This is a genomic window from Roseitranquillus sediminis, from assembly GCF_016918935.1.
Classification (GTDB): domain Bacteria; phylum Pseudomonadota; class Alphaproteobacteria; order Rhodobacterales; family Rhodobacteraceae; genus Roseitranquillus; species Roseitranquillus sediminis.
Genome location: NZ_JAFFOB010000024.1, coordinates 1 through 24,300, shown reverse-complemented (window position 1 = coordinate 24,300; position 24,300 = coordinate 1). Strand labels below are relative to the sequence as shown.

27 protein-coding genes and 5 pseudogenes are annotated in these 24,300 nt (G+C 66.6%); 19 read left to right on the top strand and 13 right to left on the bottom strand.

Annotated features, from left to right (window positions below; genetic code table 11):
• Positions 1-553: 553 nt before the first annotated feature.
• The 3 genes and pseudogenes from JM664_RS16160 (at position 554) to JM664_RS16150 (ending at position 2,310) form a co-directional block, all read left to right on the top strand.
• Positions 554-1,411 carry a methyltransferase domain-containing protein gene (locus tag JM664_RS16160; RefSeq protein WP_227420969.1) on the top strand — a complete coding sequence of 286 codons (858 nt, stop codon included), beginning with the start codon at positions 554-556 and terminating at the stop codon, positions 1,409-1,411.
• 56 nt (positions 1,412-1,467) lie between these two features.
• Positions 1,468-1,932, top strand: a pseudogene (locus JM664_RS16155) (hypothetical protein); the annotation flags it as partial.
• 171 nt (positions 1,933-2,103) lie between these two features.
• Positions 2,104-2,310, top strand: a complete 207-nt coding sequence (locus JM664_RS16150; protein WP_227420968.1) for a hypothetical protein — start codon at positions 2,104-2,106, stop codon at positions 2,308-2,310.
• Between the two features lie 633 nt (positions 2,311-2,943).
• Here the strand turns inward: JM664_RS16150 and JM664_RS16145 are convergent.
• Positions 2,944-3,693 (bottom strand): thiamine pyrophosphate-binding protein, encoded by a 750-nt coding sequence (locus JM664_RS16145; RefSeq protein WP_227420967.1) that lies wholly within the window; start codon positions 3,691-3,693, stop codon positions 2,944-2,946.
• 79 nt (positions 3,694-3,772) lie between these two features.
• On the opposite strand from JM664_RS16145, the gene JM664_RS16140 reads away from it, so the two are divergent.
• From JM664_RS16140 to JM664_RS16110, 7 genes are read left to right on the top strand one after another with little or no spacing between them, the layout of a single operon-like run.
• Positions 3,773-4,759: a cytochrome c oxidase subunit II gene (locus JM664_RS16140; protein ID WP_227420966.1), complete on the top strand. Its 987-nt coding sequence runs from the start codon at positions 3,773-3,775 to the stop codon at positions 4,757-4,759.
• Positions 4,756-6,663, top strand: coding sequence for a cytochrome c oxidase subunit I (ctaD, locus tag JM664_RS16135; RefSeq protein WP_227420965.1), 1,908 nt, complete (start codon positions 4,756-4,758; stop codon positions 6,661-6,663). The genes JM664_RS16140 and ctaD overlap by 4 nt, the downstream gene beginning before the upstream one ends.
• On the top strand, positions 6,660-7,280 hold the full coding sequence (locus tag JM664_RS16130; RefSeq protein WP_227420964.1) for a cytochrome c oxidase subunit 3: 621 nt from the start codon (positions 6,660-6,662) through the stop codon (positions 7,278-7,280). The genes ctaD and JM664_RS16130 overlap by 4 nt, the downstream gene beginning before the upstream one ends.
• Before the next feature lie 3 nt (positions 7,281-7,283).
• Positions 7,284-7,670 (top strand): hypothetical protein, encoded by a 387-nt coding sequence (locus JM664_RS16125; protein WP_227420963.1) that lies wholly within the window; start codon positions 7,284-7,286, stop codon positions 7,668-7,670.
• Entirely contained in the window at positions 7,667-8,542 is an 876-nt protein-coding gene (locus JM664_RS16120; RefSeq protein WP_227420962.1) for a cytochrome c oxidase assembly protein, read from the top strand. Before JM664_RS16125 ends, JM664_RS16120 begins: the two co-directional genes overlap by 4 nt.
• The gene (locus tag JM664_RS16115) at positions 8,539-8,868 is read left to right on the top strand and encodes a c-type cytochrome (RefSeq protein WP_227420961.1); all 330 of its coding nucleotides are present in this window, start codon (positions 8,539-8,541) and stop codon (positions 8,866-8,868) included. Before JM664_RS16120 ends, JM664_RS16115 begins: the two co-directional genes overlap by 4 nt.
• The gene (locus tag JM664_RS16110; RefSeq protein WP_227420960.1) at positions 8,865-9,761 is read left to right on the top strand and encodes a c-type cytochrome; all 897 of its coding nucleotides are present in this window, start codon (positions 8,865-8,867) and stop codon (positions 9,759-9,761) included. Before JM664_RS16115 ends, JM664_RS16110 begins: the two co-directional genes overlap by 4 nt.
• Positions 9,762-9,764: 3 nt before the next feature.
• On the opposite strand, the pseudogene JM664_RS16105 reads toward JM664_RS16110, so the two are convergent.
• Positions 9,765-9,905 (bottom strand): annotated as a pseudogene (locus JM664_RS16105) (phosphoribosylpyrophosphate synthetase); the annotation flags it as partial.
• Between the two features lie 122 nt (positions 9,906-10,027).
• Between JM664_RS16105 and JM664_RS16100 the strand changes: the two are divergent.
• Positions 10,028-10,189, top strand: a complete 162-nt coding sequence (locus JM664_RS16100; RefSeq protein WP_227420959.1) for an H-NS histone family protein — start codon at positions 10,028-10,030, stop codon at positions 10,187-10,189.
• 56 nt (positions 10,190-10,245) lie between these two features.
• Here JM664_RS16100 and JM664_RS16095 read toward each other — a convergent pair whose 3' ends face one another.
• Genes JM664_RS16095 through JM664_RS16085 form a run of 3 tightly spaced genes read right to left on the bottom strand, consistent with a single transcriptional unit; the run spans position 10,246 to position 12,367 of the window.
• Positions 10,246-10,623, bottom strand: coding sequence for a hypothetical protein (locus JM664_RS16095; protein WP_227420958.1), 378 nt, complete (start codon positions 10,621-10,623; stop codon positions 10,246-10,248).
• The gene (locus JM664_RS16090; RefSeq protein WP_227420957.1) at positions 10,620-11,945 is read right to left on the bottom strand and encodes a recombinase family protein; all 1,326 of its coding nucleotides are present in this window, start codon (positions 11,943-11,945) and stop codon (positions 10,620-10,622) included. Before JM664_RS16090 ends, JM664_RS16095 begins: the two co-directional genes overlap by 4 nt.
• Positions 11,942-12,367, bottom strand: a complete 426-nt coding sequence (locus JM664_RS16085) for a DUF2924 domain-containing protein (RefSeq protein ID WP_406675825.1) — start codon at positions 12,365-12,367, stop codon at positions 11,942-11,944. Before JM664_RS16085 ends, JM664_RS16090 begins: the two co-directional genes overlap by 4 nt.
• 279 nt (positions 12,368-12,646) lie before the next feature.
• On the opposite strand from JM664_RS16085, the gene JM664_RS16080 reads away from it, so the two are divergent.
• A complete protein-coding gene (locus JM664_RS16080; protein ID WP_227420956.1) occupies positions 12,647-12,847 on the top strand; it encodes a hypothetical protein in 201 nt (66 codons plus the stop codon).
• A 3-nt stretch (positions 12,848-12,850) separates the two neighbouring features.
• Here the strand turns inward: JM664_RS16080 and JM664_RS16075 are convergent, their stop codons facing one another.
• The 5 genes from JM664_RS16075 to JM664_RS16055 are packed head-to-tail and all read right to left on the bottom strand — an operon-like array spanning position 12,851 to position 18,924.
• Positions 12,851-14,500, bottom strand: coding sequence for a GMC family oxidoreductase (locus JM664_RS16075; RefSeq protein ID WP_227420955.1), 1,650 nt, complete (start codon positions 14,498-14,500; stop codon positions 12,851-12,853).
• Positions 14,497-15,129, bottom strand: a complete 633-nt coding sequence (locus tag JM664_RS16070) for a gluconate 2-dehydrogenase subunit 3 family protein (protein WP_227420954.1) — start codon at positions 15,127-15,129, stop codon at positions 14,497-14,499. The genes JM664_RS16075 and JM664_RS16070 overlap by 4 nt, the downstream gene beginning before the upstream one ends.
• Positions 15,126-16,043 (bottom strand): hypothetical protein, encoded by a 918-nt coding sequence (locus tag JM664_RS16065; RefSeq protein WP_227420953.1) that lies wholly within the window; start codon positions 16,041-16,043, stop codon positions 15,126-15,128. Before JM664_RS16065 ends, JM664_RS16070 begins: the two co-directional genes overlap by 4 nt.
• Positions 16,040-17,152: an enolase C-terminal domain-like protein gene (locus tag JM664_RS16060; RefSeq protein WP_227420952.1), complete on the bottom strand. Its 1,113-nt coding sequence runs from the start codon at positions 17,150-17,152 to the stop codon at positions 16,040-16,042. The genes JM664_RS16065 and JM664_RS16060 overlap by 4 nt, the downstream gene beginning before the upstream one ends.
• Positions 17,149-18,924 carry a thiamine pyrophosphate-requiring protein gene (locus tag JM664_RS16055; RefSeq protein ID WP_227420951.1) on the bottom strand — a complete coding sequence of 592 codons (1,776 nt, stop codon included), beginning with the start codon at positions 18,922-18,924 and terminating at the stop codon, positions 17,149-17,151. Before JM664_RS16055 ends, JM664_RS16060 begins: the two co-directional genes overlap by 4 nt.
• A 218-nt stretch (positions 18,925-19,142) precedes the next feature.
• Here JM664_RS16055 and JM664_RS19065 point away from each other — a divergent pair.
• Positions 19,143-19,277 (top strand): annotated as a pseudogene (locus JM664_RS19065) (IS6 family transposase); the annotation flags it as partial.
• Between the two features lie 303 nt (positions 19,278-19,580).
• On the opposite strand, the pseudogene JM664_RS19060 reads toward JM664_RS19065, so the two are convergent.
• Together JM664_RS19060 and JM664_RS16045 are read right to left on the bottom strand one after the other, a co-directional pair.
• Positions 19,581-19,838 (bottom strand): annotated as a pseudogene (locus JM664_RS19060) (SulP family inorganic anion transporter); the annotation flags it as partial.
• Complete coding sequence (locus JM664_RS16045) at positions 19,742-20,467, bottom strand: SulP family inorganic anion transporter (protein ID WP_406675824.1); 726 nt, start codon at positions 20,465-20,467, stop codon at positions 19,742-19,744. The gene JM664_RS16045 and the pseudogene JM664_RS19060, both read right to left, overlap by 97 nt.
• Positions 20,468-20,980: 513 nt before the next feature.
• Here JM664_RS16045 and JM664_RS16040 point away from each other — a divergent pair.
• Both JM664_RS16040 and JM664_RS16035 read left to right on the top strand, forming a co-directional pair.
• On the top strand, positions 20,981-21,484 hold the full coding sequence (locus JM664_RS16040; protein WP_227420950.1) for an H-NS family nucleoid-associated regulatory protein: 504 nt from the start codon (positions 20,981-20,983) through the stop codon (positions 21,482-21,484).
• 59 nt (positions 21,485-21,543) lie between these two features.
• Positions 21,544-21,683, top strand: a pseudogene (locus JM664_RS16035) (IS5/IS1182 family transposase); the annotation flags it as partial.
• A gap of 13 nt (positions 21,684-21,696) precedes the next feature.
• Here JM664_RS16035 and JM664_RS16030 read toward each other — a convergent pair.
• Complete coding sequence (locus JM664_RS16030; protein WP_227420949.1) at positions 21,697-22,296, bottom strand: hypothetical protein; 600 nt, start codon at positions 22,294-22,296, stop codon at positions 21,697-21,699.
• A gap of 282 nt (positions 22,297-22,578) precedes the next feature.
• Between JM664_RS16030 and JM664_RS18910 the strand changes: the two genes are divergently transcribed.
• From JM664_RS18910 to JM664_RS16015, 4 genes are read left to right on the top strand one after another with little or no spacing between them, the layout of a single operon-like run.
• Positions 22,579-22,770: a DUF2793 domain-containing protein gene (locus tag JM664_RS18910; protein ID WP_319637550.1), complete on the top strand. Its 192-nt coding sequence runs from the start codon at positions 22,579-22,581 to the stop codon at positions 22,768-22,770.
• Positions 22,771-22,920 (top strand): DUF2793 domain-containing protein, encoded by a 150-nt coding sequence (locus JM664_RS18905; protein ID WP_319637551.1) that lies wholly within the window; start codon positions 22,771-22,773, stop codon positions 22,918-22,920. It begins immediately after the preceding gene.
• A gap of 22 nt (positions 22,921-22,942) precedes the next feature.
• Positions 22,943-23,287 (top strand): hypothetical protein, encoded by a 345-nt coding sequence (locus tag JM664_RS16020; RefSeq protein ID WP_227420948.1) that lies wholly within the window; start codon positions 22,943-22,945, stop codon positions 23,285-23,287.
• Positions 23,288-23,325: 38 nt separating this feature from the next.
• Positions 23,326-23,766: a hypothetical protein gene (locus JM664_RS16015; protein ID WP_227420947.1), complete on the top strand. Its 441-nt coding sequence runs from the start codon at positions 23,326-23,328 to the stop codon at positions 23,764-23,766.
• Positions 23,767-24,300: the final 534 nt, after the last annotated feature.

Here is a 24,300-nt window from a genome sequence, read left to right as displayed (position 1 = left end):
TCAGGCCCATCCCCTCCGCCAATTGACCGTGAAAACTCGCTCCCCGTTCGCCCCGAGGCCCGGGATTTGTCGTTAGTTCTGAGGGTTATGCGGGAGGGGCTGAGCACCGGCCCCGGCGCCAGGATGGCCGAAAGCGGTCTCTCATTGCCGATATTCTCCGAAGTTGATGACTGCGCGCATTTGGTGCAGAACCTATAACTCATTGCAATCGCGGTGCTTTCCGTCTGGCCGACCTAAACACTTCGACGCCAGTGGCGCTTCGGTGAGATGGAGCAGACATCGAACCTTTGCCATCTCCCAGAACACCTTTCGACGTGAGACGCCCTCGGTCGCCTGCACACTCATCCAGAAGCCGCCATTAGCCACGGCAGTCTATGGCGGCCCGGTTGCCGGCTATCCCGCGCATCTGCTGCAGGGCGCAACAACCGCTTCCTGCGCAAAACGGGCGTTCGTCGGATGGGGCGAGGTGCCGGTTCGCGCGGCGCAGGGAAAATTCACACGGCGCGCATCAAGATCGATTGCCATTCGCTGACCCAGCGATAGCGTGCTCTGCATGGCAAAGAAGCGCATGGACAGCCGATCCGTCGGTCTCGACGTCGCCGCCGAGTTCGCCGCATGGCTCACCGGCGCCGAGAACCTGCACTATGGCATCTGGAGCGGGCTCGAAGTCGATGCGAGCAACCTTGGCGCCGCACAGGCAGCCTACACGGCAAAGCTGTTCGCCTATCTGCCCGACGGCCCGCTCTCGATCCTGGACATCGGTGGTGGTGCGGGGGAAACCCCCAAGGAAACTCATCGACCTCGGACATCGGGTGGAAATCGTGGTTCCTCGCACTCAATCGCTGATCGCTGCCGCGAGAACGTTCCGGAGGCCAGGGTTCACGAGGTGACGTTCGAGGAGTTCGAGGACGAGGAACGCTTCGATCTCTGCCTGTTCTCTGAGAGCCTCCAATACATCCCCCTCAAGACCGCACTCGAGGAGGCGCTGAAGGTCACACGACGGGACGGCTGCATCCTGATCGCGGATTGCTTCCGGTCGGAAGGCTTTGCAACGCGAGGTGAAATCAGACCTCCCGGCGACGGCCATCCTATCGCGAGTTTCCGAAAGGCCGTCGCTGCCCTGCCGCTCGAGCAGCTTGCATCGGAGGACATAACAGAGGCTGTGGCTCCGTCGATCGATCTCGAGCAGGGGCTCTATCATGTCTTCGGGAAAGCGCTTGCCCGGATCGACCTTGAACTCGCGACCAAACGGCCCAAGACCCGCTGGGTTACCGCGCACCTGCTAAAACTCACTCTCGGCAGACGGCGAGTCGTCCGGCTTAATGCTCGGTTGAGCGGCGATTTCCGAACGAGCGAGGCCTTCATCAGAAATAGTATCTATCTTGTGACGCTGTTGCGGAAACATCCTTGAGTTGCTGTGGTGAGAGTCAAACGGTCCTGCCTTCAATCTCGGACATCCGCATTGGATTCGACGTGGACTACGACCACCTCAAATCGGTGACCAAGGGCTACGCCAGCTTTGACTACCAGATGATCGGCTACCGCCAGGACTACCTCGTCAAGATGTCGATCCTCGTGAACGACGAGCCGGTGGACGCGCTCTCGATGATGGTCCACCGCGACCGGGCGGAGGGCCGCGGCCGCCAGATGTGCGAGAAGCTCAAGGAGCTGATCCCGCGCCACATGTTCAAGATCCCGATCCAGGCGGCGATCGGCGGCCGCGTCATCGCCCGCGAGACGCTCTCCGCCATGCGCAAGGACGTTACCGCCAAGTGCTACGGCGGCGACGCCACCCGGAAGCGAAAGCTGCTCGACAAGCAGAAGGCCGGCAAGAAGCTCATGCGCCAGTTCGGCAAGGTCGTGGACTCTCGAATGGCAACGATTAAGTTTCCAGGGCGAAACCGGCAAGCTTATCTTTATCAACGCCCTTAGCGGCGGCTATACCGAAATCGACGCGGCTTAGCAGAGAGCAACGTCGGCTCTCGGCGCACGCTAAGCCTATTGTCCGAGAAGTAGTGAACACCTCTTCCTGTGGAATAACACCGGTTGCGCATGTACGCAGATTCTGATCTAAAGACCGCTTCGGATCGCTACGCACGGTTCATGTTTGAGGTCAAAGAAAGACTCAACCTTGTGAACCGAGCGGGAACAGCGATATCACAAGAAAAAAGCTTTTCAGGCACGCCGGCACTCGATCCAGAAATAGTTTTTCTCAACTTCAGGAAGATCCTTGAGCTGACTATGATGGGTCTGGCAGTTGCTTATGATGATTTTGGAGTGGAGTTGCAGCGTAAAATCGTGACAAAATAATGGCACGCGAGAAATATATTTGGAGAGCTAGATCGAAGAAATAGTAACTTCTACCCGACTCCGCTACTCCCGGACGATCGCGCTAAACTGAAGCCTCGTACATCTGGGTTTCTTACGAAGCACGAGTTCTGCGATTTCTATGACCGGCACTGTGCAGCGATTTTACATGCGAACAGAGATATCGACTTCTGGCGGAGTGACCCATACTCATTCGGTCGCGCGCACGAGTGGTTCCATAAACTCGATAAGCTCCTCGCCTTTCATTCAGTAGCATTGCGTAAGGATTTAATGTACGTTGTCACTCTCAGGGTAAAAGGATCTGATGGTGTTCAGGTTACGCCCTTCAAGGCAATAGGGCCTACTTGAGCATCATTCTTGCGCGCCCCTAGTGCGGTGCATGGCTGCTAAACTCGTCTAGACAGATTGATATCCCGGCCGACAAACGACGACGCCATAGTGGCCTTGTTGCATGAAATTGAGTTTTCCGAGTTCAATCCGGCAGTCGATGTCAAGCCGCTTCTTGCCAGATCCGATCTAGATTGAAATCGGACCGAATTATATTTTCGATATACGGACTTTCATGGCCCGCGATGCACAAGCAAAGAAGTTTTGTCACGCATCAGTTATGTAGGATCAGGCATGAGATGGCTCACGGGAACGATCCGCGGTTAAAGAGGCAGCAGGTCCTAGCGCATGTGGAGGAAACTGCCAAGTTGTTTGACGAATTACCCGCTTTCTTCGCGGGCCTCGAATGACGGTGCCGGGGGCGTGCGGCGGACTCTCGACCGCAGCCTCCTCGCCCACGTCGTCTGGCAGGATGATGGCGGTGACGCAGCGCTTGGCCTTGGCGATGCGGAACGCACGGTCGATCAGGTGGCGCATCTGCGTCGGGGACTGGCAGACATGCACGTAGTTGTGAGCCACATCCTTGTAGAGCGTGTGCAGGTCGACTTCCTGCTGGTAATGGCCGCCGAGTGCCGCGCGGTCCTGCTGGCCCATTATCGCCACCACCGGCTGGTGGTCGAGCTTCGCGTCGTAGAGGCCGTTCAGCAGGTGGATCGCGCCGGGGCCGGAGGTGGCGAGGCAGACGCCGGGCTCGCCAGTCCACTTGGCGTGGGCGCAGGCCATGAAGGCGGCCTCTTCCTCGTGGCGGGACTGGACGAAGGTGAAGCGGTCCATCGCCTTCTCCAGCGCCTCGAGGGTCGAGGAGATGCCGTCGCCGGCAAGTCGTAGATGTTGCGGACGCCCCAGGCGCTCAGGCGCTCGAGCATGAGGTCGGCGGTCGTCTTGGCCATGTCGCTGATCCTTCCGACGCTGGTTATCTACCGTCTGAAGTGAAACGAGACGCGGAAAGGAGGATTCCGGCGGAACCGGTTCGGGCACCCGCAATTTTGAAATAGGCAGGGACGCCAGACGGGGAAGACGGGATGTCGCAAGCCACGGCGGTTACGGAAGGCGACGCATGATCACGGCGCGGCTCGCCTGCGCCGTATCCGGCCTCTCCTTCATTGCGGCGTGCGAGGGCACGCAGAACGTGCTTGCGCCGGCCAGTCCCGATGCCCGGCTCATCGCCTCGCTCAGCTGGTGGATGTTCGCCCTCGCCGTGTTGATCCTGATCGTGACGCTGGGCCTCCTTCTGGTCGCGGTTGCCTTGAGGCGGAACGGCGAGGCGCGGGCGATCTCGCGGCGGCGGGCCACGATCCTCGTGGTGCTGGGCGGCGTGGTGGCGCCCATCTGCGCTATCGTCGCCGTCACGGTCTCGGGCGCGGCGATCGGCGACGAGACCGAGGGCGGCCGCCGCATCGACGGTGCCACCGTTCGCGTGGCAGGCGAGCGCTGGTGGTGGGAGTTCAGCTACCTCGCTGCCGACGGCGAGGTCCTCGCCGTCACCGCCAACGAGCTGCACCTGCCGGTCGGCCGCCGCTCGCGCATACTCCTCGAGAGCGACAACGTAATTCACAGTTTCTGGGCGCCGAACCTGCAGGGCAAGACCGATCTGATACCGGGCGCGACGAACATGCTCTTCGCCGAACCGGAGGTGTCGGGCGAGTGGCGGGGCCAGTGCGCCGAATTCTGCGGGCTCCAGCACGGATTGATGGGCTTCCTCGTGATCGGCGAGCCGCCGGAAGACTTCGCTGGCTGGCTCGCGGCGCAGGCGGAGCCCGCCGCGGTGACCTCGCATCCGGGGCTCGGGGTGTTCCTCTCGCTCGGCTGCGGCGAGTGCCACACGATCCGCGGATCGACGGCCGACGGCGAGATCGGGCCGGACCTGACGCACCTCGCGAGCCGACGGACGCTTGCGGCGGCGACTCTGCCGAACACGCGGGGCCATCTCGCCGGCTGGATCACCAGCACGCAGGAGATCAAGCCCGGCGCGCTGATGCCCGAGATCGTGCCCGATCCCGCCGACCTGCAACACCTGCTCGACTTTCTCGAGGCCCTAGAATGAGCGACGCGAGGCCTCTCGAGGGCAGCCAGCGCGACGCTGCTGCCGAATTCGCGAAGCTCGAGCGGACTTGGCAGTCGCCCGAGGGCTTCCTCGGCTGGTTCACGCACGTCAACCACACCAACATCGGCCGCCGCTTCGTCGTCACCTCGGGGGTGTTCTTCCTGCTCTCGGGCATCCTTGCGCTCATCATGCGGCTGCAGCTTCTGACACCGCTCAACGATGTGCTGGACCCCGAGACGTACAGCCAAGTGATGACGGTGCATGGCACCGCCATGATGTTCCTCTTCGCGATCCCGGCGATGGAGGGGGTCGGCATCTACCTGGTGCCGCTGATGGTCGGCGCGCGGGACATGGCGTTCCCGCGACTCAACGCTTTCGGCTACTACGTCTACCTAATCGGAGGCGTGACGTTCTTCGTCTCGCTGCCGCTCGGGCTCGCGCCCAACGCCGGGTGGTTCAACTACGTGCCGCTCTCGGGACGGGAGTTCGCGGAAGGCTACGGCGTTGACATCTGGACCACGATGATCACCTTCATCGAAATCTCAGCGCTGACCGCAGCCGTCGAGCTGATCGTGACCATCTTCAAGCTGCGCGTGCCCGGCATGTCGCTCAACCGGATGCCGATCTTCGTCTGGACGATCCTGGTGATGAGCTTCATGATCATGTTCGCGATGCCGTCCGTCATCGTCGCGAGCGCATTCCTGATGATGGACCGGCTGATCGAGACGCAGTTCTTCGTGCCCGAGATGGGCGGGTCGGTGCTGCTCTGGCAACATCTCTTCTGGTTCTTCGGGCACCCGGAGGTCTACATCATCCTCGTCCCGGCGCTCGGGATCGTCACCAGCATCGTCGTCACCTTCTCGCAGCGCCCGGTCTTCGGCTACACCGCCCTCGTGCTCGCGGTCGTGGGCGTCGGCATGGTCAGCTTTGGCCTCTGGGTGCACCACATGTACACGACGGGACTGCCGCTGATGGGGCGGTCGTTCTTCCAGGCGGCCTCGGCGATGATCTCGATCCCGGCCGGCGTGCAGATCTACTGCTGGATCGCCACCATGTGGGGCGCGAAGATCCGGTTCGCGACCCCGATGCTGTGGGTGCTGGGCTTCTTCGCGATCTTCATCACCGGCGGACTGACCGGCGTGATGGTTGCCTCGGTTCCGTTCGACCGGCAGGTGCACGACACCTACTTCGTGGTCGCGCACTTCCACTACGTTCTGGTCGGCGGCGCTGTGTTCCCGCTGATGGCCGGGCTCTACTACTGGTTCCCCAAGGCCAGCGGTCGGCTGATGGACGAGCGGCTCGGCAAGTGGAGCTGCGTCCTCGTCTTCGTCGGCTTCAACCTCGCATTCTTCCCCATGCACCAGCTCGGGCTCGAGGGGATGCCGCGCAGGGTCTACACTTACCTGCCGGGCCTCGGGTGGGACTGGATGAACCAGCTCGCCACCCTTGGCGCCTTCACCCTCGCCGGCGGCTTCGGCCTGACGTTCTGGAACGCGATCCGCAGCCTGCGCAGGGGCGAGATTGCCGGCGACAATCCGTGGGACGCGCCGACGCTGGAATGGGCCACGACTTCGCCGCCGCTCAACTGCAATTTTGCCCGGCAGGCCGTGGTGCGGAACTCAGAGCCGCTCTGGACGTGGAAGGAGGAGAACCGCCGCACCGTCGTCGACGGGCTCAGCACGACCCGGCGCGAGACGATCGTGACGACGCTCCTCGACGCGCGGCCGCAGTCGGTACAGATCCTGCCCTCGCCCACGCCGTGGCCCTTCTTCTCGGCCGTCGCCGCGTCGATCTGCTTCTTCGGTTTGATCTTCAGTCCGTGGTTCTACGTCATCGGGGTGTTCGCCACATTCGTGACCTTCACCTTCTGGTTCCTGCCGCGGAAGCGGGAGGAGGTCGTGTGAGCGAGGAGGACCGGATCACCGTCGAGGTGCTGGTCGACGCGCGCGAGCTGTCGCGCCTGACGCCGAAGACGCACCCGCTCTGGTGGGGTGTCGCTGGCGCCGTCGCGATCGAGGCGGCGGTGGTGGCGAACCTGCTCACGAGCTACTTCTACCTAATGGCGCAGAACGAGGTCTGGCCACCCGAAGGGGTCGCGCCGCCAGACCTGCTCTGGGCCACGATTGTGCTCTTCGTGCTGCCTCTCAGCAGCTTGACGATGTGGTGGGCGGGCGTCGGATCGGATCGGAACCGCAAGACGCAGCTTGCGCTGGGCGTCACGGCAAGCGTGGCGCTGGCGACGCTGGCGCTGGGCATTCGCGCCTTGCAGATCGACGCTTTTGACATTCGCTGGGACCAGCACGCCTACGGCTCGATCGTCTGGACGATCACCGGCTTCCATTTCACCCATGTCGTCTCGGCGATCCTCGGAACGGCGGTCGTCTCGGTGCTGGCCTGGATGGACTACTTCACCTCCGAGCGGCAACTGGGCGTCGTGGTCGACACGCTCTACTGGTACTTCGTCGCCGGCGTCTTCCTCCCGATCTATTTGGTGCTCTACTGGGCACCGCGGCTGCTGTGACCGATGAACGCGCGCGACGAGGAACAGGATCTCGCACTTGCCCGGCAGGAGGGGCGCGAGGCGCTGAGCCCGTGGCTCGGCTGGATCTTCGGCCCGGTCGCGTGGGCGCTGCACCAGGGCATCGGCTACACGCTGGTGCCGCTCCTCTGCGAGATGGGGAGCTGGCCGTACCACGTGCTGACGGCCTTCGCGCTTGCGCTCTGCGCCGCTGGCGGATGGGCGGCGATGAGGGCGCTCAGGCGCTCCCGGCATGTGCGGCCGGAGCGGAGCGCGGAGCGGCTGAAGATGATGGCCCTCGTCGGCTTCATGCTCTGCGCCTCCGCGCTGGGCGGCATTGTGGTGGAATACGGCTCGTCCTTCCTGATCGACGTCTGCGCGGGAATCGCATGAATCCGGGCGCGGCACTCCTCGCACTCATCGCCACGCCCGCCATGGCGCATGGGGACGAGCATGTGGCCGGGTGGAGCCTCGACCCGCTGGTGATCGTGCCGCTCGGGATCGCGGCCGTGGCGTATGCGGGGGGTCTCGTGCGGCTTTGGAGCCGGGCGGGGGCGGGGCGGGGGCTCTCGCACGCGCGGGTGGTGACGTGCGCGGTCGGCTTCGTGCTCGCGGCCCTCTTCCTCGTTTCTCCCCTCGACGCTCTCGCGGAGCGGCTGCTCGCGGCCCACATGATCCAGCACTTCGGCCTGATGCTGATCGCGGCGCCGCTCATCGTCTTGGGGCGGCCGGGTCTCGCCCTGCTCTGGGATCTGCCCACGGCGGGACGGTCCGCCGTCTCCCGCATTAGTGCCGGCCGCGGCGGACGGGTCTGGCGGGGTGTCGGCAATCCGTTCGTCGCGTGGTCGATCTACTTCGTCACGCTCTGGGTCTGGCACATGCCGGCGCTCTACCAGGCGGCGGTCCGGAACGATGCGCTCCATGCGGCGCAGCACTTCAGCTTCTTCGGCGCCGCGCTCCTCTTCTGGTACGCCGTGCTCGAGCGGCCGCGGGCCGAGGGGCGCGCCGGCGCGTTCGCGGCGATCTTCGCGACGGCGGTGCAGTCCTGCGTTCTGGCGGCCCTGCTGACCACGGCTCGGACGCTCTGGTATCCGGTCTATGCCACTGGACCCGGCGGCTGGGGCCTCAGCCCGATGCAGGACCAGCAGCTCGGCGGCCTCATCATGTGGGTGCCCTGCTGCGCGGTGATGATCGGCGCCGGCGTCGCCGTCTTTGCGCAACTGCTGCGGGACGCGGAGGCGCGGGCGGAGCGAAGCCCGCTGTGAGGCTGCAGGCGCTCACCCTCGTTCTGGCGCTGGCCGCCTGCGACGAGGCCGACCCCGAGGCGCGCGCCCTCGTCGCACGCTACGGCTGCGTTTCGTGTCACGAGATCCCGAACGTGCCGGGCCCGCGGGGCAATTCCGGGCCGCCGCTGACGCACATGCCGCGGCAGGTCTATGTTGCCGGCGTCGCGCCGAACACGCCGGAGGTGCTGGCGCGCTTCATCGCGGACCCGCAGGCGATTGACCCGCGCTCGGCGATGCCGGACCTCGGCGTGAGCGCCGAGGAGGCGCGGATCATCGCGGGCTTTCTCCTGGGGATCGGAGGGTGAGAAGGTCGCGGCGCATCCTCGGGATCGGCCTCGCCGCCATTCTGCTCGCCGGCGCGGCGGTGTTCTCCCTCGGCGAGTTCTACAACCTCACCGCCATCCGCCAGCATCCGCTCTGGGTCTTTCGCGGCATCGCGCTCGGACGCGACGCGCTGATCGGCATGGAGGCGGAGTACGTGGCGGTGCCCGACGGGTTCGAGCTGCGGGCCGACCCGGCGAGCGCCGCGCTCTACCAGAAGCACTGCGCCCAGTGCCATGGCGCGCCCGGCGTCGCCGCGGAGGAATTCGCGCTGGGCATGATGCCGGTGCCGTCGAACCTCGCCGCAGCCGCCAAGCGCCGTCCGGCGCAGGAGGTCTACTGGTTCATCCGCTACGGCCTGAAGATGAGCGGGATGCCGGCCTGGGACATGCGCATGAGCGAGGCTGACATGTGGCGCCTGACGGGCTTCGTCGGCGCGATGCCGGGACTATCGCCCGCCGCCTACGCCGAGTTGCTGGAGCAGGCGGGGGAACTGCCGGACGCGATTCGCCCGGTCGCGGTCGAGGCCGGGCCGCTCAAGACCGCGATCGGCAGCGTCGAGCGTGGCCGAGCGGCGATGCAGGTGCATGCCTGTCGGTCCTGCCATCTCATCCCGGGGATCGTCGGCGCTCCGGATGTTTTCGTCGGGCCTCCGCTGGATGAGGCGGGCGGCCGGGCCTACATCGCCGGCGTTCTGAGGAACACGCCCGACAACATGGTGCGCTGGATCATGGACCCGCAGGCGGTCGATCCGCTGAGCGCGATGCCGAGCCTCGGCGTTTCCGAGGCGCTGGCCCGCGACATGGCAGCCTATCTCTACAGCCTGTCGTCGCTCGACCGCTCAAAGGCCGAGCCGGAGGGCGACGAAGACCGCTGAGCCTCAGGCGGCGGAGTACATCCCCTCGTAGATCGGCCCGAGGGTCTGGTGGTCGAAGAGCGACGAGACGCTGGTGCCGTTCCAGAGGTTGAGGATCGCCTGCGCGAACATCGGCGCCGTCGGCACGATGCGGATGTTGAATATGCCGCGCATGTCCCCGGTCGGCTGCGAAGTTGGATGCGGCGAACGGCATCGATCGCGAGCAGCTTCTCCAGCTGAACAAGGAGATCGCCAGGGCCTGAAAACCTACGAAAGGCTCACGCGCGATGAGGCTCTCCGCGAGATGGAGCTGGTGGGCTCAGAAGCATGGGATTCCGCTGAAGGACGTTGTGCAGGGCGGACAAATGCGGAGCGCGCAGATCCCGAAGTACAGGCACCCGGAGAATCCCTCTTTGACCTGGTCCGGGCGCGGGCGTCAGCCTGCATGATTGAAATGAGCCATGGATGCGGGGCACAATCGGGACGATCTTCTGATCGCCTGACCTCAGGCGAAATGATCACGTTGCTCGTTCCACTCAGGCGGAAACGGATTCAGAAGGCGAGCGCTTCCCGATCGCTGACGTCCGTCCAGGATCGCCTCGACGATGTCGGGCGCGAGCAGCGTGAGCCGTAGCACACGCGTCATGTAGGAGTGCGCGATCCCCTCGTGAGCGGCCAGTTCGCCGATCGTCGTGAATTGGCCGCTTTCGAGCATCCCGTTCCAGCGGAACGCGCGTGCCAATGCCTTGACCAGCGTGCTGTCCGTGCGCCGCGGCTGCGCTGCTCCTTCCGGCAGCTGCATCTCCTTTCGCCCGCCGCGCTTCACGACGCGAAATGGGATGTGGAGTGTGACCGTTTCGAAGGTCGGTGCCGCGCGGGTCATGCAGCTTCTCCGATGCCGCCATCCAGCATCTCGAGCGTGAGGCCGGTGAGTCCGTCGACCCGCAGCCGGACGTTCAGCCCGTCCGTGCCAATGTCCACGCGCTCGACCAGCAGCGCCACGATGCGGGCCTGCTCGGCCGGGAAGAACTCGTCCCACAGCGGGTCGAGTTGCTGCAGAGCCGCACGAGCGTCGGCCTCGGTGACGTCGCCATCCTGCGCCCGTGCCGCCTTCCACGTCCCCGCCACGATCTCGGGCTGGCGGAACACAGCGCGGAGTTGGTCGATGACGGCGGCCTCAATCTCGCCGGCGGGCACGCGGGCCACCGGGCACGCCCCCGCACCGTGCTTCAGCACGGTCTGGCTGATATAGTAGCGGTAGAGCCTGTCGCCCTTGCGCGTATGGGTCGGGGAGAACGCCGCGCCGTCCGGGCCGAACAGCAGCCCCTTCAGCAACGCCGGCGCCTCGGCGCGGGTGCGCGCGGCGCGCTTGCGTGGGCTCTCCTGCAGGATGGCGTGGACGCGGTCCCACTTCTCGCGATCGATGATCGCGTCGTGCTCGCCGGGATAGCTCTGCCCTTCGTGGACCGCCTCGCCGAGATAGACTCGGTTGGAGAGGAGGCGGTAGAGCGTCTTCTTGTCGACGAGGCTGCCGCGCCTGGTGCGGACGCCTTCCTGTCGAAGTTCCCGCGCCAGCACCGTCGCGGACCCCGTGGCGACGAACCGCTCGAAGATCGAGCGGACGACCGCAGCCTCGGCCTCGTTCACGACGAGCTTGCGGTCGCGGACATCGTAGCCCCAGGGAACGTTGCCGCCCATCCACATTCCCTTCCTGCGGCTGGCGGCGACCTTGTCGCGGATGCGCTCGGCGGTGACCTCCCGCTCGAACTGCGCGAAGCTGAGCAGGATGTTCAGGGTCAGCCGCCCCATGGACGTCGTCGTGTTGAACGACTGCGTGACGGAGACGAAGGTCACGCCGTTGCGGTCGAACACCTCCACCAGCTTGGCGAAGTCGGCGAGCGAGCGGCTGAGGCGGTCGATCTTGTAGACCACCACCACGTCGACCAGCCCGTCCTCGATGTCGTCCAGCAGCCGCTGCAGGCCGGGGCGTTCCAGCGTGCCGCCGGAAATGCCGCCGTCGTCATACTGGTCGCGGACCAGCACCCAGCCCTCGGACCGCTGGCTGGCGATGAAGGCCTCGCAGGCCTCCCGCTGGGCGTGCAGGCTGTTGAACTCCTGCTCCAGCCCTTCCTCGGAAGACTGGCGGGTGTAGATCGCGCAGCGGTGCTTGCGGACGATCGTCGATCTTTCGGGCCGCTTGGTCATGCGCGTCTCCGGTGGTTTTTCAAGCCGAAGAAGGTCCAGCCGTTCCAGCGCGTGCCGGTGATGGCGCGCGCGATGGCGGAGAGCGACTTGTAGGGCCGCCCCTGCCACTCGAAGCCGTCTGTGGTGACTGTGACGACATGCTCGACACCCTGCCACTCGCGGATCAGCCGCGTCCCGACGATGGGCCTGTCGCGGTCGGCGCGGATGCGGCTCTTCTTCCGGTCGCCGCCGTCGAGTTCCTCGCCCAGCCGCTCCAGCCGCCGGATCGTCTCGGGCTTCAGCCCGCCATAGGCCAGTTCCTGGATGCGGTACCCGAGCCGGCTCTCGAGGTAGCGGCGGTTGAACGGCGGCGGCTCGCTGTTGAACAGGTCGCGCCACTGCTGCTTCAGCTCTGGCGTCGTGGCGTTCTTCAGCGCGGCGATCTCCCTCGCCGTGAACCAGCGTGCTCGGAAGGCGCTGTCCAGTGCCTCCAGAAGAGCGAACAGGCTCTCCTGCTCTGGATCGCTACCTTGAGCCCGGCGGATGAGGTCCAGCGGGTCACCGTATTCGCCGGGGGCGACCTCGGCACCGATCCAGCGGACCGTCTGCCGGACGAGGTCGTCCCAAGCCTCGAAGCTCGCCGTGCGGCCGGCAGCACAAGTTGCGCCCGAGGTCAGCCATCCTCGGATCAACACGAGCGCGGCGCAGGCGAGGTCCATGCGATGGCTGAGAGCGTAATCGAGCGGATCGAGATCGAACTGCCGCGCGAACCCGCACGTCTTCCGCTCAAGGACTGGAACGCCGCAGACCAGAGCTCTTCAGGAAGCAGCCATACAATCATGCGGGACGTGAAACGTACCTTCGTCAAGGGCTCGAACAATCGCACGACTGGCTTCGTCATCGGAAACGCGTCCGTCTCCTGAGCCTCAGGCGGCGCGGGCTAGTTCGCCGCGCGCCGCCAGCGCCCTGATCCGGTGGCCGATCCGCGCCGAGTTGGCCATGATCGTCAGCGACGGGTTGACGCCGCCGCCCGTGGGCATGACCGAGCCGTCGCAGATCCAGAGGTTGTCGCACGACCAGGCGCGGCCGTCCGCATCCACCACGCTGTCCTGCGGTGAAAAGCCCATCGGGCAGCCGCCCATCAGGTGGGCAGTGCCGGTCGTCTCGAAGAGGTCAGTGGCGCCTGCCGCGCGCAGCATCTCGGACATGAACCCGCGCGCATGCCGGCCGATGGCGCGGTCGTTCTCGCCGTAGCCGAACGTGATCCGCGGGACCGGCAGGCCCAGCGCGTCGGTTTCGTCCGAGAGCGTGACGCGGTTCTCCGGATCGGGCATGACTTCGCCCACGATCTTCAGCCCAGCCATGTGGTTGTAGCCCGCCATCCGGCGGCGCAGGTCCATCCCGAAGGCGCCGAGGTTGCCGACCATCGAGGTGGCGAAGTCGGTGGGCAGCGGCCCCTGGCTCATGATGGCGTAACCGCCATGGAAGTCCTTGCGGTCCTCGTAGTTCCAGTGCTCGGTCACGGCCATCGAGGGCGGTCCCTTGTACCAGCGGATCTCGTCTTCCATCGTCCCCCAGACCGCGTCGTTGACGTGCACCATCAGTTCGCGCCCGACCAGCCCTTCGGCGTTGGCGAGGCCGTGGCGATGCGCCGGCCCGGCCGAGTTCAGCAGGAGGCGCGGCGTCTCGATCGAGTAGCCCGCGACGACGACGTTGCGCGTTTGCTGGAACCGCCACTCGCCGCCGCGGTGGTAGTGCAGGCCGGTGGCGCGGCCGCTGGCATCGGTTTCGATCCGGGCCACCATCGCAAGGTCGCGCACCTCCGCTCCGGCGGCGAGCGCACGGGGAATGTAGGTGTTGAGGATGCTCTGCTTGGCGTTGGTCGAGCAACCGATCTTGCAGAAGCCGCGATAGACGCAGGGCGGCGCGCGGCCGCGCGGAGCGGAGAGGGTGGCGATTGGGCAGGGCGCCCAGCCGACGCCCAGCGCCTCGGCCCCTCGGGCGAGCACCAGGCCGGAAGCGTTGACCTCGTGCGGACGGTAGGGATAGCGCCCGCGCCGCGGTCCCCAGGGATAGCGCACGGGCCCGGCGATCTTGAGCGCGTCCTCGACCTCGTCATAGGCGCGCCACATCTCGCGCCAGTCGACCGGCCAGTCCCTGCCGTAGCCGAGCGCGGAGCGGGCGAGGAACCATTCGGGGCGGAACCGCAGCGCCACCATCTGGAAATGCACCGTCGACCCGCCGACCGCGCGACCCGAGTTGTTCGAGCCGAGTTCGATCGGGTCGCGGCCGTCGCTGATCCGCTCGTCGGTCCAGTAGAGCTTGTCCTGCTCGCGCTCTTCCGACGCGAAGTCGGCGAGCGGGCGAAAGAACGGCCCCGCGTCGAAGGCCACCACGGAAAAGCCCGCCTCGGCCAGCTTGGCAGCCATAACGCCGCCGCCCGCGCCCGTACCGACGATGGCGAAATCGACGTCCTCGCCGTCGCGGTGGCTGCGCATCGGCACCCAGCCGTCACGGGAGAAGACGTCCGGCGCCCTGCCTTCCGTGGCGCGCACGTCGGGGATGCCGCGGGTCACTTCCGTCGCTCGCTGCGGCGCTTCGGCCGCTCGAGGTCCGCCTCCCACGCGTCGCGGCGGTTGGCGGAGAGGCGGACATAGCCGCGCGGCGAGGCCGGGCCGCCAAAGCCGATCTCGCTCCACGCATCCGGGTGGGCGTAGTATATACGCACTATCTCGTTCGCCAGGACGTGGCGGAAGAGGCGGCGCGGCGGCAGGTCGCGCCACTCCGGCGCCCGCACATCCTCGTCGTCGATCGCCCGCAGCAGGCTCTCGCGCGCATCCGCCGGCAGGGCGTGGAAGCGGCGACCGTAAACCGCGCGCGCCTCGGCGTCGATGGCGGCGAGCCCGCGCCGCCATGCCTCGCGCATCGTGGGCAGCGCAGCCCATCGGGTGCCGGTAGTGCGATCCTCGGCCATCGCGGCGTCGACGAACGGGGCGAGCGGGATTGGCCTCTCCCGGTCGGGCTGCGGCAGCACCGTGTCGCAGAGGGCGGCGAGCGTCTCCCACTCGGCCGGTTCGAAGAAGCGGCGCTCGGGCACCCGGTCCAGCCGGTGAGCCACGACCTCGCGCGTGATCGCATCCCACGACGGCGTGTCCCACTTCGCCAGCACGTCGTAGCCGGGGTAGGGGCGGGGCGCATCGGTCATCGGCGGGCCTCCTCTAGCAGGTGGGCGGCGCCGAGCCCCGCCAGCGCCACGCCGGTGAAGCTGGGCGGCGCCGGCAGGGGCGGCGCGACCTGGAGATTCTGGCGCCAGTTCCGCCAGCCGCCCATGTTGCGGTGCACGCCCCATGCGTGGAACGCCGCGCCGGCAAGCCCCATGGCGGCGGTGGCGCGGAGCAGGATGCGGGCGAGACGCAGCCGCGCGCGGTCGGGCCGGCGCGCGGCGTCGGCGACGGCCAGCGCGGCGAGCGGCGGCAGGATCACGGGCGCGAACATCATAGGGTTGTGGAACGCGCCGCGGAAGTGCAGCAGCGCAACCTCGGCGGTGGTCCCGAGCAGCCCGGCGACGGTGCCGAGACTGCCGATGCGCCCCGCGCGCAGCGCCTCCGCGCCGCGCGGCTGGCCAGTTTCCAGCCGCGTGGCGGCAAGCCCGGCGAGGCCCGCCAGTGTCATGGCACCCGGCGCGCCGAGCGGGGCGGCGTAGAACATGCTCTCCCATGAGAGCGCGCCGGGTCGTCGCAGGACGTTGCGCAGGTGGAAGAGGTGCCCTGCCAGCCCCGCCCCGACGGCACCCGCGTTGACGGCCTGCCGCGCGCGGCGCGTCATCATGCCCGGCGCCAGCGCCGAGACGAGGGCCAGCCCCGACGACACCGGCGCGACGAACATGGTGCGGTTGTGGAAGCCGCCGCGATAGTGCTCCATCGTGCTGTCGGCGAGGACGCTGCCAGCGAGCAGGGCGGCCCCCTGCCGCACCTGCCGCGCCGCGCGGCTGCCCTCAGGGCGCCGCCGGGGCGGGCGCCTGCGGCTCACCCAAGCGGCGCCGGCAACGAGGCCGACAGAGGCGAGTGCGGTCAGCGCCACGGCGCGGCGCGACCTCTCGGACGGGACCCTCGGTCTCATGCCGGACCCCGCGGCCAGATGCGGAACGGCTCGGCATCGGCCTGCTTGAGCGCAAGTCCGAGGCCCGGCCGGTCGTCCTCCGGAATTGCGACGCCGTTGCGGGCGACGGGGGGGGCCTCCATCAGCATGTCCTCGATGCGGACGTGGTCGTGGAACCACTCCATGTGGATCAGCCGCTGGAGGCAGAGCGCAGCCTGCAGGTGCAGGGCCGGGGCGCAGTGGATCGAGAGCGGCACGGTCGCCGCCCAGGCCAGCGCGTCGGCCTGCAGGAGGCCGGTGATGCCGCAGCACCGCGTCGCATCCGCCTGCAGCACGTCGACCGCGCCGGCCTCGAGCAGGCGGCGGAAGTGGAAAGCGTCGTAGCCATATTCGCCGGCCGCGAGTTCCACGCCCGCAGGGGCCTGGTCCCGCACCAGCCGGAGGCCCTCCACGTCGTCCGACGAAACCGGCTCCTCGAACCAGACAACGCCAGATGCGGCGGCGAAGTCGGCCATCTTCAGCGCCTGCTTGCGGCTGCAGGCGCCGTTCGCGTCGATCATCAGCGCAGCGCCGTCGCCTGCCGCGCGCCGGGCGCGGGCGATGCGCGGCGCTTCGGCCGCCAGGTCGGACGTGACCTTGATCTTGACCGCGTGAAAACCGGCATCGACCCAGCCCTCGATCTGCGCGTCCATCTCGGAAGGTGCGTAAGTCGTGAAACCGCCGCTGCCGTAGACGGGCACGGCTTCGCGCCTCCGGCCCAGGAGCGTCGACAGGCTGGCGCCGAGGTACTTGCCGCGCAAGTCGTGCAGCGCGGCGTCACAGAGCGAAATGGCCATCGCCGCCACGCCCTGCCGCCCGTGATTACGCACCGCGTCCACCATCTCGCGCCAGCGGGCGGCGGTGGCGAGGCCATCGCGGCCTTGCAGCACCCCCGCCAGAACGTCGCTCGCGAAGAGCGCAGTGGCGCTGTCGGCGTAGACGTAGCCGAAGCCGGTCTGGCCGCCCGCCTCGATCTCGCACGTGACCAGCACCGTTGCGTCCCAGGCGAGCGTGCCGTCGCCCTCGGGCCGGTCGGTCGGCACCCGGTAGGCGGCGGTCCGGACGCCGGTGATCGGCGCCTCCGGGCTCACTTGGTAAAGTAGCGCTTGAACGAGTTCTTGATGATCGCCTTCTCGTCCGGGTCGCCCTTCATCAGCGTCTTGAAGTAGTTGACCCGCTGGTCGAGCGTCACCTTCGGCGGTAGCGTCGGGATCGTGGGGTCGCAGACGCAGTCGATCAGCACCGGCCGGTCGGCGGCGAAGGCCTGGTCCCAGGCCGGGCCGACCTGCTCCGGCTTCTCGACCCGTAGCCCGATCAGGCCCAGCGAGGCGGCGTAGGCGGCGTAGTCGAAGGGTGGAACGGCCTGCGTCTCCTCCATCTTCGGGAAGCCGCCCATCGCCCGCATCTCCCACGTCACCTGGTTGAGGTCGCCGTTGTTGAGCACGGCGATGACGCAGCGCGGGTCGGACCAGGCGCGCCAGTACTTCGCGATGGTCATGAGGGCGGAGTTGCCGAGCATCTGCATCGCGCCGTCGCCGACGAAGCTGACGGCCACCCGATCGGGGTGGGTGAACTTGGCCGCCGTCGCGTAGGGAACGCCGGGGCACATCGTGGCGAGCGTGCCGGAGAGCGAGCCTTTCATCCCCTTGCGGATGCGGATCGCGCGGGCGTACCAGTTGGCCGAGGTGCCGCTGTCGGCCGAGATGATCGCGTTGTCGGGCAGGCGGGGTGAGCACTCCCAGAACAGAAGCTGCGGGTTGATCGGGTCGCCCTCATGCAGAGCGCGGCTCTCGACGCCCTCCCACCACTGGGCCACGTCCTTGACGATCTTCTCTTGCCAGGAGCTGTCAGACTTCGGCTCCAGGTAGGGCAGCAGGGCCGCGAGCGTGTCCTTCGCGTCGCCGTGCAGGTTTACGTCCATCGGGTAGCGGATCGAGAGCATCCCGGGATCGATGTCGATCTGGATGCCCTTCGCCTTGCCCTCCTCGGGCAGGAACTCCGAGTACGGGAAGCCGGAGCCGACCATCAGGAAGGCGTCGCACTCCATCATCAGGTCCCACGAGGGCGTGGTGCCGAGGAGGCCGATCTGTCCGGTGACGTAGGGGATGTCGTCGGGCAGCGCCGCCTTGCCGAGCAGCGCCTTGGTAACGCCCGCGCCAATGGTTTCGGCCACGGCCCTGACCTCGTCGCCGGCGCCGATCGCGCCGGCACCGATCAGGATCGCCGGCTTCTTCGCCTCGTTGAGGATGGCGGCGGCGCGGCGCAGCTCCTCCTCCGGCGGGATCATGCGGGGCTTCGGCGCATAGCCCATACCGGAATGAACGGTGCCGTGCTTGTGCGGCGGGCTCTCGACCGCATCCTCCTCGCCCACGTCGTCGGGCAGGATGATCGCGGTGACGCAGCGCTTGGCCTTGGCGATGCGGAACGCGCGGTCGATCAGGTGGCGCATCTGCGTCGGCGACTGGCAGTAGTGCACGTACTCGTGCGCCACGTCCTTGAAGAGCGTCAGCAGGTCGACCTCCTGCTGATAATGCCCGCCGAGCGCGGCGCGGTCCTGCTGGCCGACGATCGCGACGACCGGCTGGTGGTCGAGCTTGGCGTCGTAGAGCCCGTTCAGCAGGTGGATCGCGCCGGGGCCGGACGTGGCCAGGCAGACGCCCGGCTCGCCCGTCCACTTGGCGTGGGCGCAGGCCATGAACGCCGCCTCCTCCTCGTGGCGCGCCTGGACGAAGGTGAAGCGGTCCATCGCCTTCTCCAGTGCCTCGAGCGTCGAACTGATGCCGTCGCCCGGAAAGCCGTAGATGTTGCGGACGCCCCACGCCGTCAGGCGATCGAGCATGAAGTCGGCAGTCGTCTTGGCCATGTCGTGAGTCCTCCCGGCGTTGCTGCCTGCGGTCGGGGAGCAACGAGACACGGAAACGAGGGTTCCGACGAAGCCCGTTGCGGCAGAGAGGATTTCCGAAGGGGCTGTCAGAGCAACCGCTCGTGAGCGGCCATAACGGTAGCTGGCCTCGCCCGATAAGCAAGCGCAGCCCCTTCCGGTACTTCAAGACGTCGCCCTAGGTCATCCGTCTCGCGGTGATGCTGTACATCCGATTCCCGCTGTCGCTCAGAAACGTCGAGGACCTGCTCCACGAGCGCGGCGTCGATGTGAGCCACGAGGCGGTGCGGTTCTGGTGGCATCGGTTCGGGCCGATGTTCGCGTCTGAGATCCGCCGGCGCTTGGTCTGACACCAACCTCGGAGATGACGTAGCGCTGCGCCGCCATTCAGGCCGGCGCAGTGCTCGCCTGGATGGCGGCCCGGATCTTCGGCGTGATCGTGGCCTGCTTGTGAAGAGAGATCTGCATGCTCGCCTCTCATCCCGAACCTCGCGTAGGATCGATCTTGCCACGCAGAGTGCAGAGTACCGAGGGTCTACAGCGCCGGCGTGCCCGACAGCAGCCGGTCGAGGGTGCGAACAGAGTGGGATGTAGGCGGCGAGCGGTGCCGCCACGAGCATGAACAGAAGCAGGAACATGGCGTGCAGCATGCCGGGCACGGGGCTGTGTGCACCGGAGCGCACGTTGGTGGCGGTCCGCGCGATGGTGCCCGTGACGCAGAAGCCGCCGAAGAGGGAGGAGCCGACATTGGCCACGCCCTGAGCGACTAGCTCGCAATCAAAGCGGTGGCGGCGCCCCGTCATGCCGTCGGCGACGACCGCGGACAAGAGCGACTCGATGGCGCCGAGCAAGGAGAACAAGATGGCGGCGGGCAGAACGGCCATGGCTCTTTCCAGCGAAAGGTCGCGCAGGCGCGGCGCTGGAAGGGTCGAGGGGATGCCGCCGAACCTCCTGCCGAGGGTCTAGACCGGCAGATCCAAAAATCGCCGCGGCCGCGGCAGCCACTCCGACGGCGAACAGCATGGGTGGCCAGTGCGGTTGCCAGCGGCGGAATTCCAGGATTGCGGCGACGGACGTCACGGACACGGCGACGGCGGAGGGAGTGACGCTTGGCCCGCGCGTCCCAGAGCGCCGGGATCTTCTGCAGAAGCTCGCCGGGTTCATGCTCCGGCGTCAGTCCGAAGAGCTCCCTGATCTGACTTGCGAAGATGATGACCGCGCTCCCTGAGGTGAAGCCGACCGTTACCGGGAACGGAATGAACTTGATGAAGGTGCCGAGCCTCAGCATCCTTGCGATGACCAGCATCAGCCCCGAGAGGAGGGTAGCAAGGATAAGGCCGTTCATCCCATGCTGCGCTACGGTCGCTGCGACCAGAACGATGAAAGCGCCCGCCGGCCCGCCTATCTGAATAGGCGATCCGCCGAGCAGAGAGACGATGAAGCCGCCGACGACGGCGGTGTAGAGTCTCTGCGCAGGCGTCGCACCGGAGGCGATCGCGATGGACACGGACAGCGGCAGCGCCACGATGGCGACGGTCAGCCTTACAATGGCATCCGCGCAACTGAGGCAGGCCTTAGCCTTTGCGCAGGACTGTCATCAGCTTCGGCGCATGGAGCTCGGTGAAGCTTGGCGCATCGCTTGGTCTCGTGAGCGGTTCGTTCATCTGCGGCCACATCTTGGTGGAGAAAGCGGCCGGATGGTCGCACGCCGTCGGAAGTCGATGTCCTCGATGGCGCGACGGTGAAGCGGACTCTCGCCGCCAGCGGACCGAGCGTGACCTACACCGGCGCCCAGCAGACCTCGGACTGGGGGCACCTGCTCGGCCCCGGCGACGGGATCGAAGTCCGCATCGCGCAGCTCTCCGCGAGGCTCGGGCGTGGCCAGGATGGAACGGTTACGATGACATTCCGAGACGGCGAGGTGCAAATCGAGCGTGAGGACCTAAGATCATCTGGGATGAATGGACGCGAGGAGGACCTTGCGATGGACAATCCTTGGCTGAGGATGTGGGCTCACACGCTGAACCTCAGCGCCCGCATGGCGCGCGCATTCTGGGAGCCGTTCCTGAACCCGTCGACGACGAAAGACGAGGACCATGCGCGGAAGAGCAGCCCGGAGGCCGAGGCGTCCCAGACGCCGCCACCTCGGGCCGAGAATGAGCCCGCGACCATGCCGCCGAAGACGAAAGCATCCGGAGAGCCCCAGCCGAAGTCTGCATCTGCGCCCAAGACAAGGGCGCCCGAGACCAGGCGTGAAGATCGCAAGGCATCTGGCGATCAGCAACGGCGCTACGGTGAAGGTCAGACAAGGGCGCAGGCTTCTTCGAAGACGTCGAGTCCGACCCGAACGCAGAAGTCCGCGAAGCCCTCTGCGCGCGATGCGCAGCAATTCGGTCCGAAGAATCAAGCTGCCGACCCGAAATACCGGCACCCGGACTACCCGGAGCTGACCTGGAGCGGCCGCGGCCGACGGCCGCGCTGGATCACCGATGCCGTTGAGGCGGGCCTCAAGCTCGACGACCTGAAGACGAAGCGCCGCTGAGCTCCGGCTGACCCACCCCAAAATCCCGACCGAATCGCCGGAACCTAAGGTCGGGCGTGATGAGCAATCTTTTGTGGCTGACGGACGAGCTTATAGCGCGCCTGCGGCCGTTCTTTCCGACGAGCCATGGGAGGCGGCGGGTCACAACCGGCGCGTCTTGAGCGGAATAGTCTTCCTAAATCGCAATGGCCTGAGGTGGCGCGGTGTCGAGATCAGGCGTGGAGCGGCCGGTCGCGTCTCCGCCGCAACAGAGCGAGTGTCGGGAGCGAAAGACCGAGCAGCGATGCCGACAGCGGCAGCGGTATGACTTCGACATTGCCCGCGTCGGGCACGTAGAGAAAGCCCCGGTCGTTGGCGTAGCCGTTCACCGTATTCAGCAGAGTGCCGGCACTGCCGATGATGAACTGGTCATAGGTATAGGAGACGATCTGGCCGAGTTCGGTAATCTGAACGTACCGGTCGCGAGCAAAATCGTGGAAGAAGCCCGAATCGTCACTGTAGCCGCCGACCGTGCCCAAGAGAATGGCGGGTCCTCCGGTGATGAACTGGTCATAGGTATAGGAGACGATCTGGCCAAGCTCGGTGATCTGCAGGTACCGGTCGAGGGCGGAACTGTAGAGAAAACCCCGGTCGTCAGCGTAGCCGTTCACGGTGTTCAGCAGGGTGCCGGCGCTGCCGATAATGAACTGGTCGTAAGTATAGGAGACGATCTGGCCGAGCTCGGTGATCTGTATCACCTTGGCATCCGCCGTCGTCGCGCCGAACCACGAAAGCGAGGACAGTGCGGAAACAACGAACGCGAGAAGTTTCATCGACTGATCTCCCATTCCCAGATTTTCCGAAGGCTAGCAAATCCGTGCCGCTGCGCATAGCCGCTCGCGTTATCAACGGTGCGCCGAAGGGCGTTTTGCAGCCGTTGCGAGAATAGCGTTTCACCCTGACACGGCCAGCTTGCTAAGCAGTTCTGGGCCGCACCTCCATCAGTCTCGTCCGATACCTGAAGACGCTGTGGCCTGCCCTGCGGTGGTCCGCTCGCCTCTGCCCTGGCGGGAGCTCTTCCAATGTACTTCCCCTCACAATGAAGGACCCGCTGCATGACCGAGACCACGCCGAACCTGCTGCTGCCCTACATCCTCGCCGCGCAGGCGCAGAAGCACGTCACGCTGAACGAGGCGCTGCGGCTCTTGAACAGGCTCGTCCAGCTCACGGTCGAGAGACGCGGCGCCGCCGGGACGCCGGTCAACGGCGCCTGCTGGATCATCGGCTCGGGCACCAGCGGCGAGTAGATCGGCTGGGACGGCGACGTCGCGCTCAGGTCCGACGGGGCCTGGCTGCGCTTGCCTGTGCGCGAGGGCTGGCGCGCCTGGGTCAGGGACGACCAGCAGCTGGTGGTGCGCGCCGCCGCCGGCTGGGTCGCCGTGGCGCTCGTACCCTGAGACGGTACATAAGCGTGGACGGATGGAACCGGACATCCTGAACACGGTGCTCAGCGACAACCCGATCGAGCGGGTGATCATCCTGCTGCTCGCGGCAGCGGTGATCGCGCTCTACCTGCGGGCCAACCACCTCGCGGACCAGCGCGTGAGCGACATTCAGGGCACCGTCGCCACCACGAACGCGGCGATGGCGGAGACCACCCGCGTCCTCGATCTGCTGGCAACGAGGCTCGAGAACCTGGGTAGGCTGATCGCTCTCCTCATTCCCGGCCGCAGCGGCGAGGAACTCCAGGCGGCGCGGCAACGCTCCGAGCGCCGCTTGGCCGAACTGCGGGAACAGAGCCGCCGCCTGCGTCGCATCATTTAAAAGCTGCACGACGAGGACCGGAGGCGGGAGCAGAACTGATGGACGACACCCACGTCCTCTCCTCTATCCCGACGCTGCTCCTCGTCTGCACCGTGACAGCGAGCTACACCGGGCTGGCGCTGCGGCGGGTGACCGATGATCCGGAGGTCAATGTGGCGATCCACCTCGCTGCGGGCATCTTCTGGACCACCGCGGCTTACACCGCGCGTGCCGCCTACTGGGGCCTCTCGTCGCGCGAATTCCGGCCGCGCTGGGGGCTCGACTACTCCGTCGCGCTAGATGTCGGCTGCAACCTCCTTTTCGCCTATGGCTGCTGGCGGGCGCACCAGGCGATCTGCCTGCTGTCGCCGGAGGACCGGCGGGGCCGGGTGCGGCGGTGGCTCGTCTGGACTCTGGTGCCCGACGCGCCGCGGCCCGTGCGGCGGCTGCTCGGGCGGGCATTTCGGCAGGTGACGAGGTGGGGCACCGGAGTCCGTTAACGTGAACCACTGCTCCGATCTGCACGATACGCCGTGGCAGGCGAAAGGTCAGGAGGCCGCCGCGTCGCAGATCATGTGCACTTCGGACTCGCTATTCGGACGCAGCGACTCATGCTACGATTGTGGGGCCTCAGCTACGATTTTTGCGATGGCCGACCCACCAACCTATCATTTCGACCTGCCGAACTCCGGCCGACCGATCAACGCTCCGTTGGCAGAGGAGTGGTATCTCAACATCCAGGACGCGCCGCTCAGGACATCGGAGTCGCGCGGAGTAGACCCGGCGATAGGGCTAAACACCGTTGTTATTCAAGCGACGGCCGGATCCAGCTCGGCGGGCGCGGCTTCGGTGTTTTCGACGGCAAGGTGAGCTTTTACTTGCTTGTCCCCGATGAAGACGAGCCACAGCATCGGCGTTTCGTCTGGGCGCCGAGAGTCGTTCCACGTCCGCAAGGACGTAAGCGCGACGGCGCGGCCCTATGCGGCGAGGCTTGACGGCTGTTCGAAGCGCCAGGGCATCAGGTCCTCGATGCA

What these genes read in the sequence shown, in the direction of transcription:
- JM664_RS16020 (WP_227420948.1), top strand. Translation starts at nt 22,943, where the DNA reads ATGGAACCGGACATCCTGAACACGGTGCTCAGCGACAACCCGATCGAG.
- JM664_RS16065 (WP_227420953.1), bottom strand. Translation starts at nt 16,043, where the DNA reads ATGAGACCGAGGGTCCCGTCCGAGAGGTCGCGCCGCGCCGTGGCGCTG.
- JM664_RS16150 (WP_227420968.1), top strand. Translation starts at nt 2,104, where the DNA reads ATGTTTGAGGTCAAAGAAAGACTCAACCTTGTGAACCGAGCGGGAACA.
- JM664_RS16090 (WP_227420957.1), bottom strand. Translation starts at nt 11,945, where the DNA reads ATGACCAAGCGGCCCGAAAGATCGACGATCGTCCGCAAGCACCGCTGC.
- JM664_RS16030 (WP_227420949.1), bottom strand. Translation starts at nt 22,296, where the DNA reads ATGAAACTTCTCGCGTTCGTTGTTTCCGCACTGTCCTCGCTTTCGTGG.
- ctaD (WP_227420965.1), top strand. Translation starts at nt 4,756, where the DNA reads ATGAGCGACGCGAGGCCTCTCGAGGGCAGCCAGCGCGACGCTGCTGCC.
- JM664_RS16160 (WP_227420969.1), top strand. Translation starts at nt 554, where the DNA reads ATGGCAAAGAAGCGCATGGACAGCCGATCCGTCGGTCTCGACGTCGCC.
- JM664_RS16120 (WP_227420962.1), top strand. Translation starts at nt 7,667, where the DNA reads ATGAATCCGGGCGCGGCACTCCTCGCACTCATCGCCACGCCCGCCATG.
- JM664_RS16080 (WP_227420956.1), top strand. Translation starts at nt 12,647, where the DNA reads ATGGCTGAGAGCGTAATCGAGCGGATCGAGATCGAACTGCCGCGCGAA.
- JM664_RS18910 (WP_319637550.1), top strand. Translation starts at nt 22,579, where the DNA reads ATGACCGAGACCACGCCGAACCTGCTGCTGCCCTACATCCTCGCCGCG.
- JM664_RS16140 (WP_227420966.1), top strand. Translation starts at nt 3,773, where the DNA reads ATGATCACGGCGCGGCTCGCCTGCGCCGTATCCGGCCTCTCCTTCATT.
- JM664_RS16015 (WP_227420947.1), top strand. Translation starts at nt 23,326, where the DNA reads ATGGACGACACCCACGTCCTCTCCTCTATCCCGACGCTGCTCCTCGTC.
- JM664_RS16100 (WP_227420959.1), top strand. Translation starts at nt 10,028, where the DNA reads ATGAGGCTCTCCGCGAGATGGAGCTGGTGGGCTCAGAAGCATGGGATT.
- JM664_RS16070 (WP_227420954.1), bottom strand. Translation starts at nt 15,129, where the DNA reads ATGACCGATGCGCCCCGCCCCTACCCCGGCTACGACGTGCTGGCGAAG.
- JM664_RS16125 (WP_227420963.1), top strand. Translation starts at nt 7,284, where the DNA reads ATGAACGCGCGCGACGAGGAACAGGATCTCGCACTTGCCCGGCAGGAG.
- JM664_RS16055 (WP_227420951.1), bottom strand. Translation starts at nt 18,924, where the DNA reads ATGGCCAAGACGACTGCCGACTTCATGCTCGATCGCCTGACGGCGTGG.
- JM664_RS16040 (WP_227420950.1), top strand. Translation starts at nt 20,981, where the DNA reads ATGGCGCGCGCATTCTGGGAGCCGTTCCTGAACCCGTCGACGACGAAA.
- JM664_RS16095 (WP_227420958.1), bottom strand. Translation starts at nt 10,623, where the DNA reads ATGACCCGCGCGGCACCGACCTTCGAAACGGTCACACTCCACATCCCA.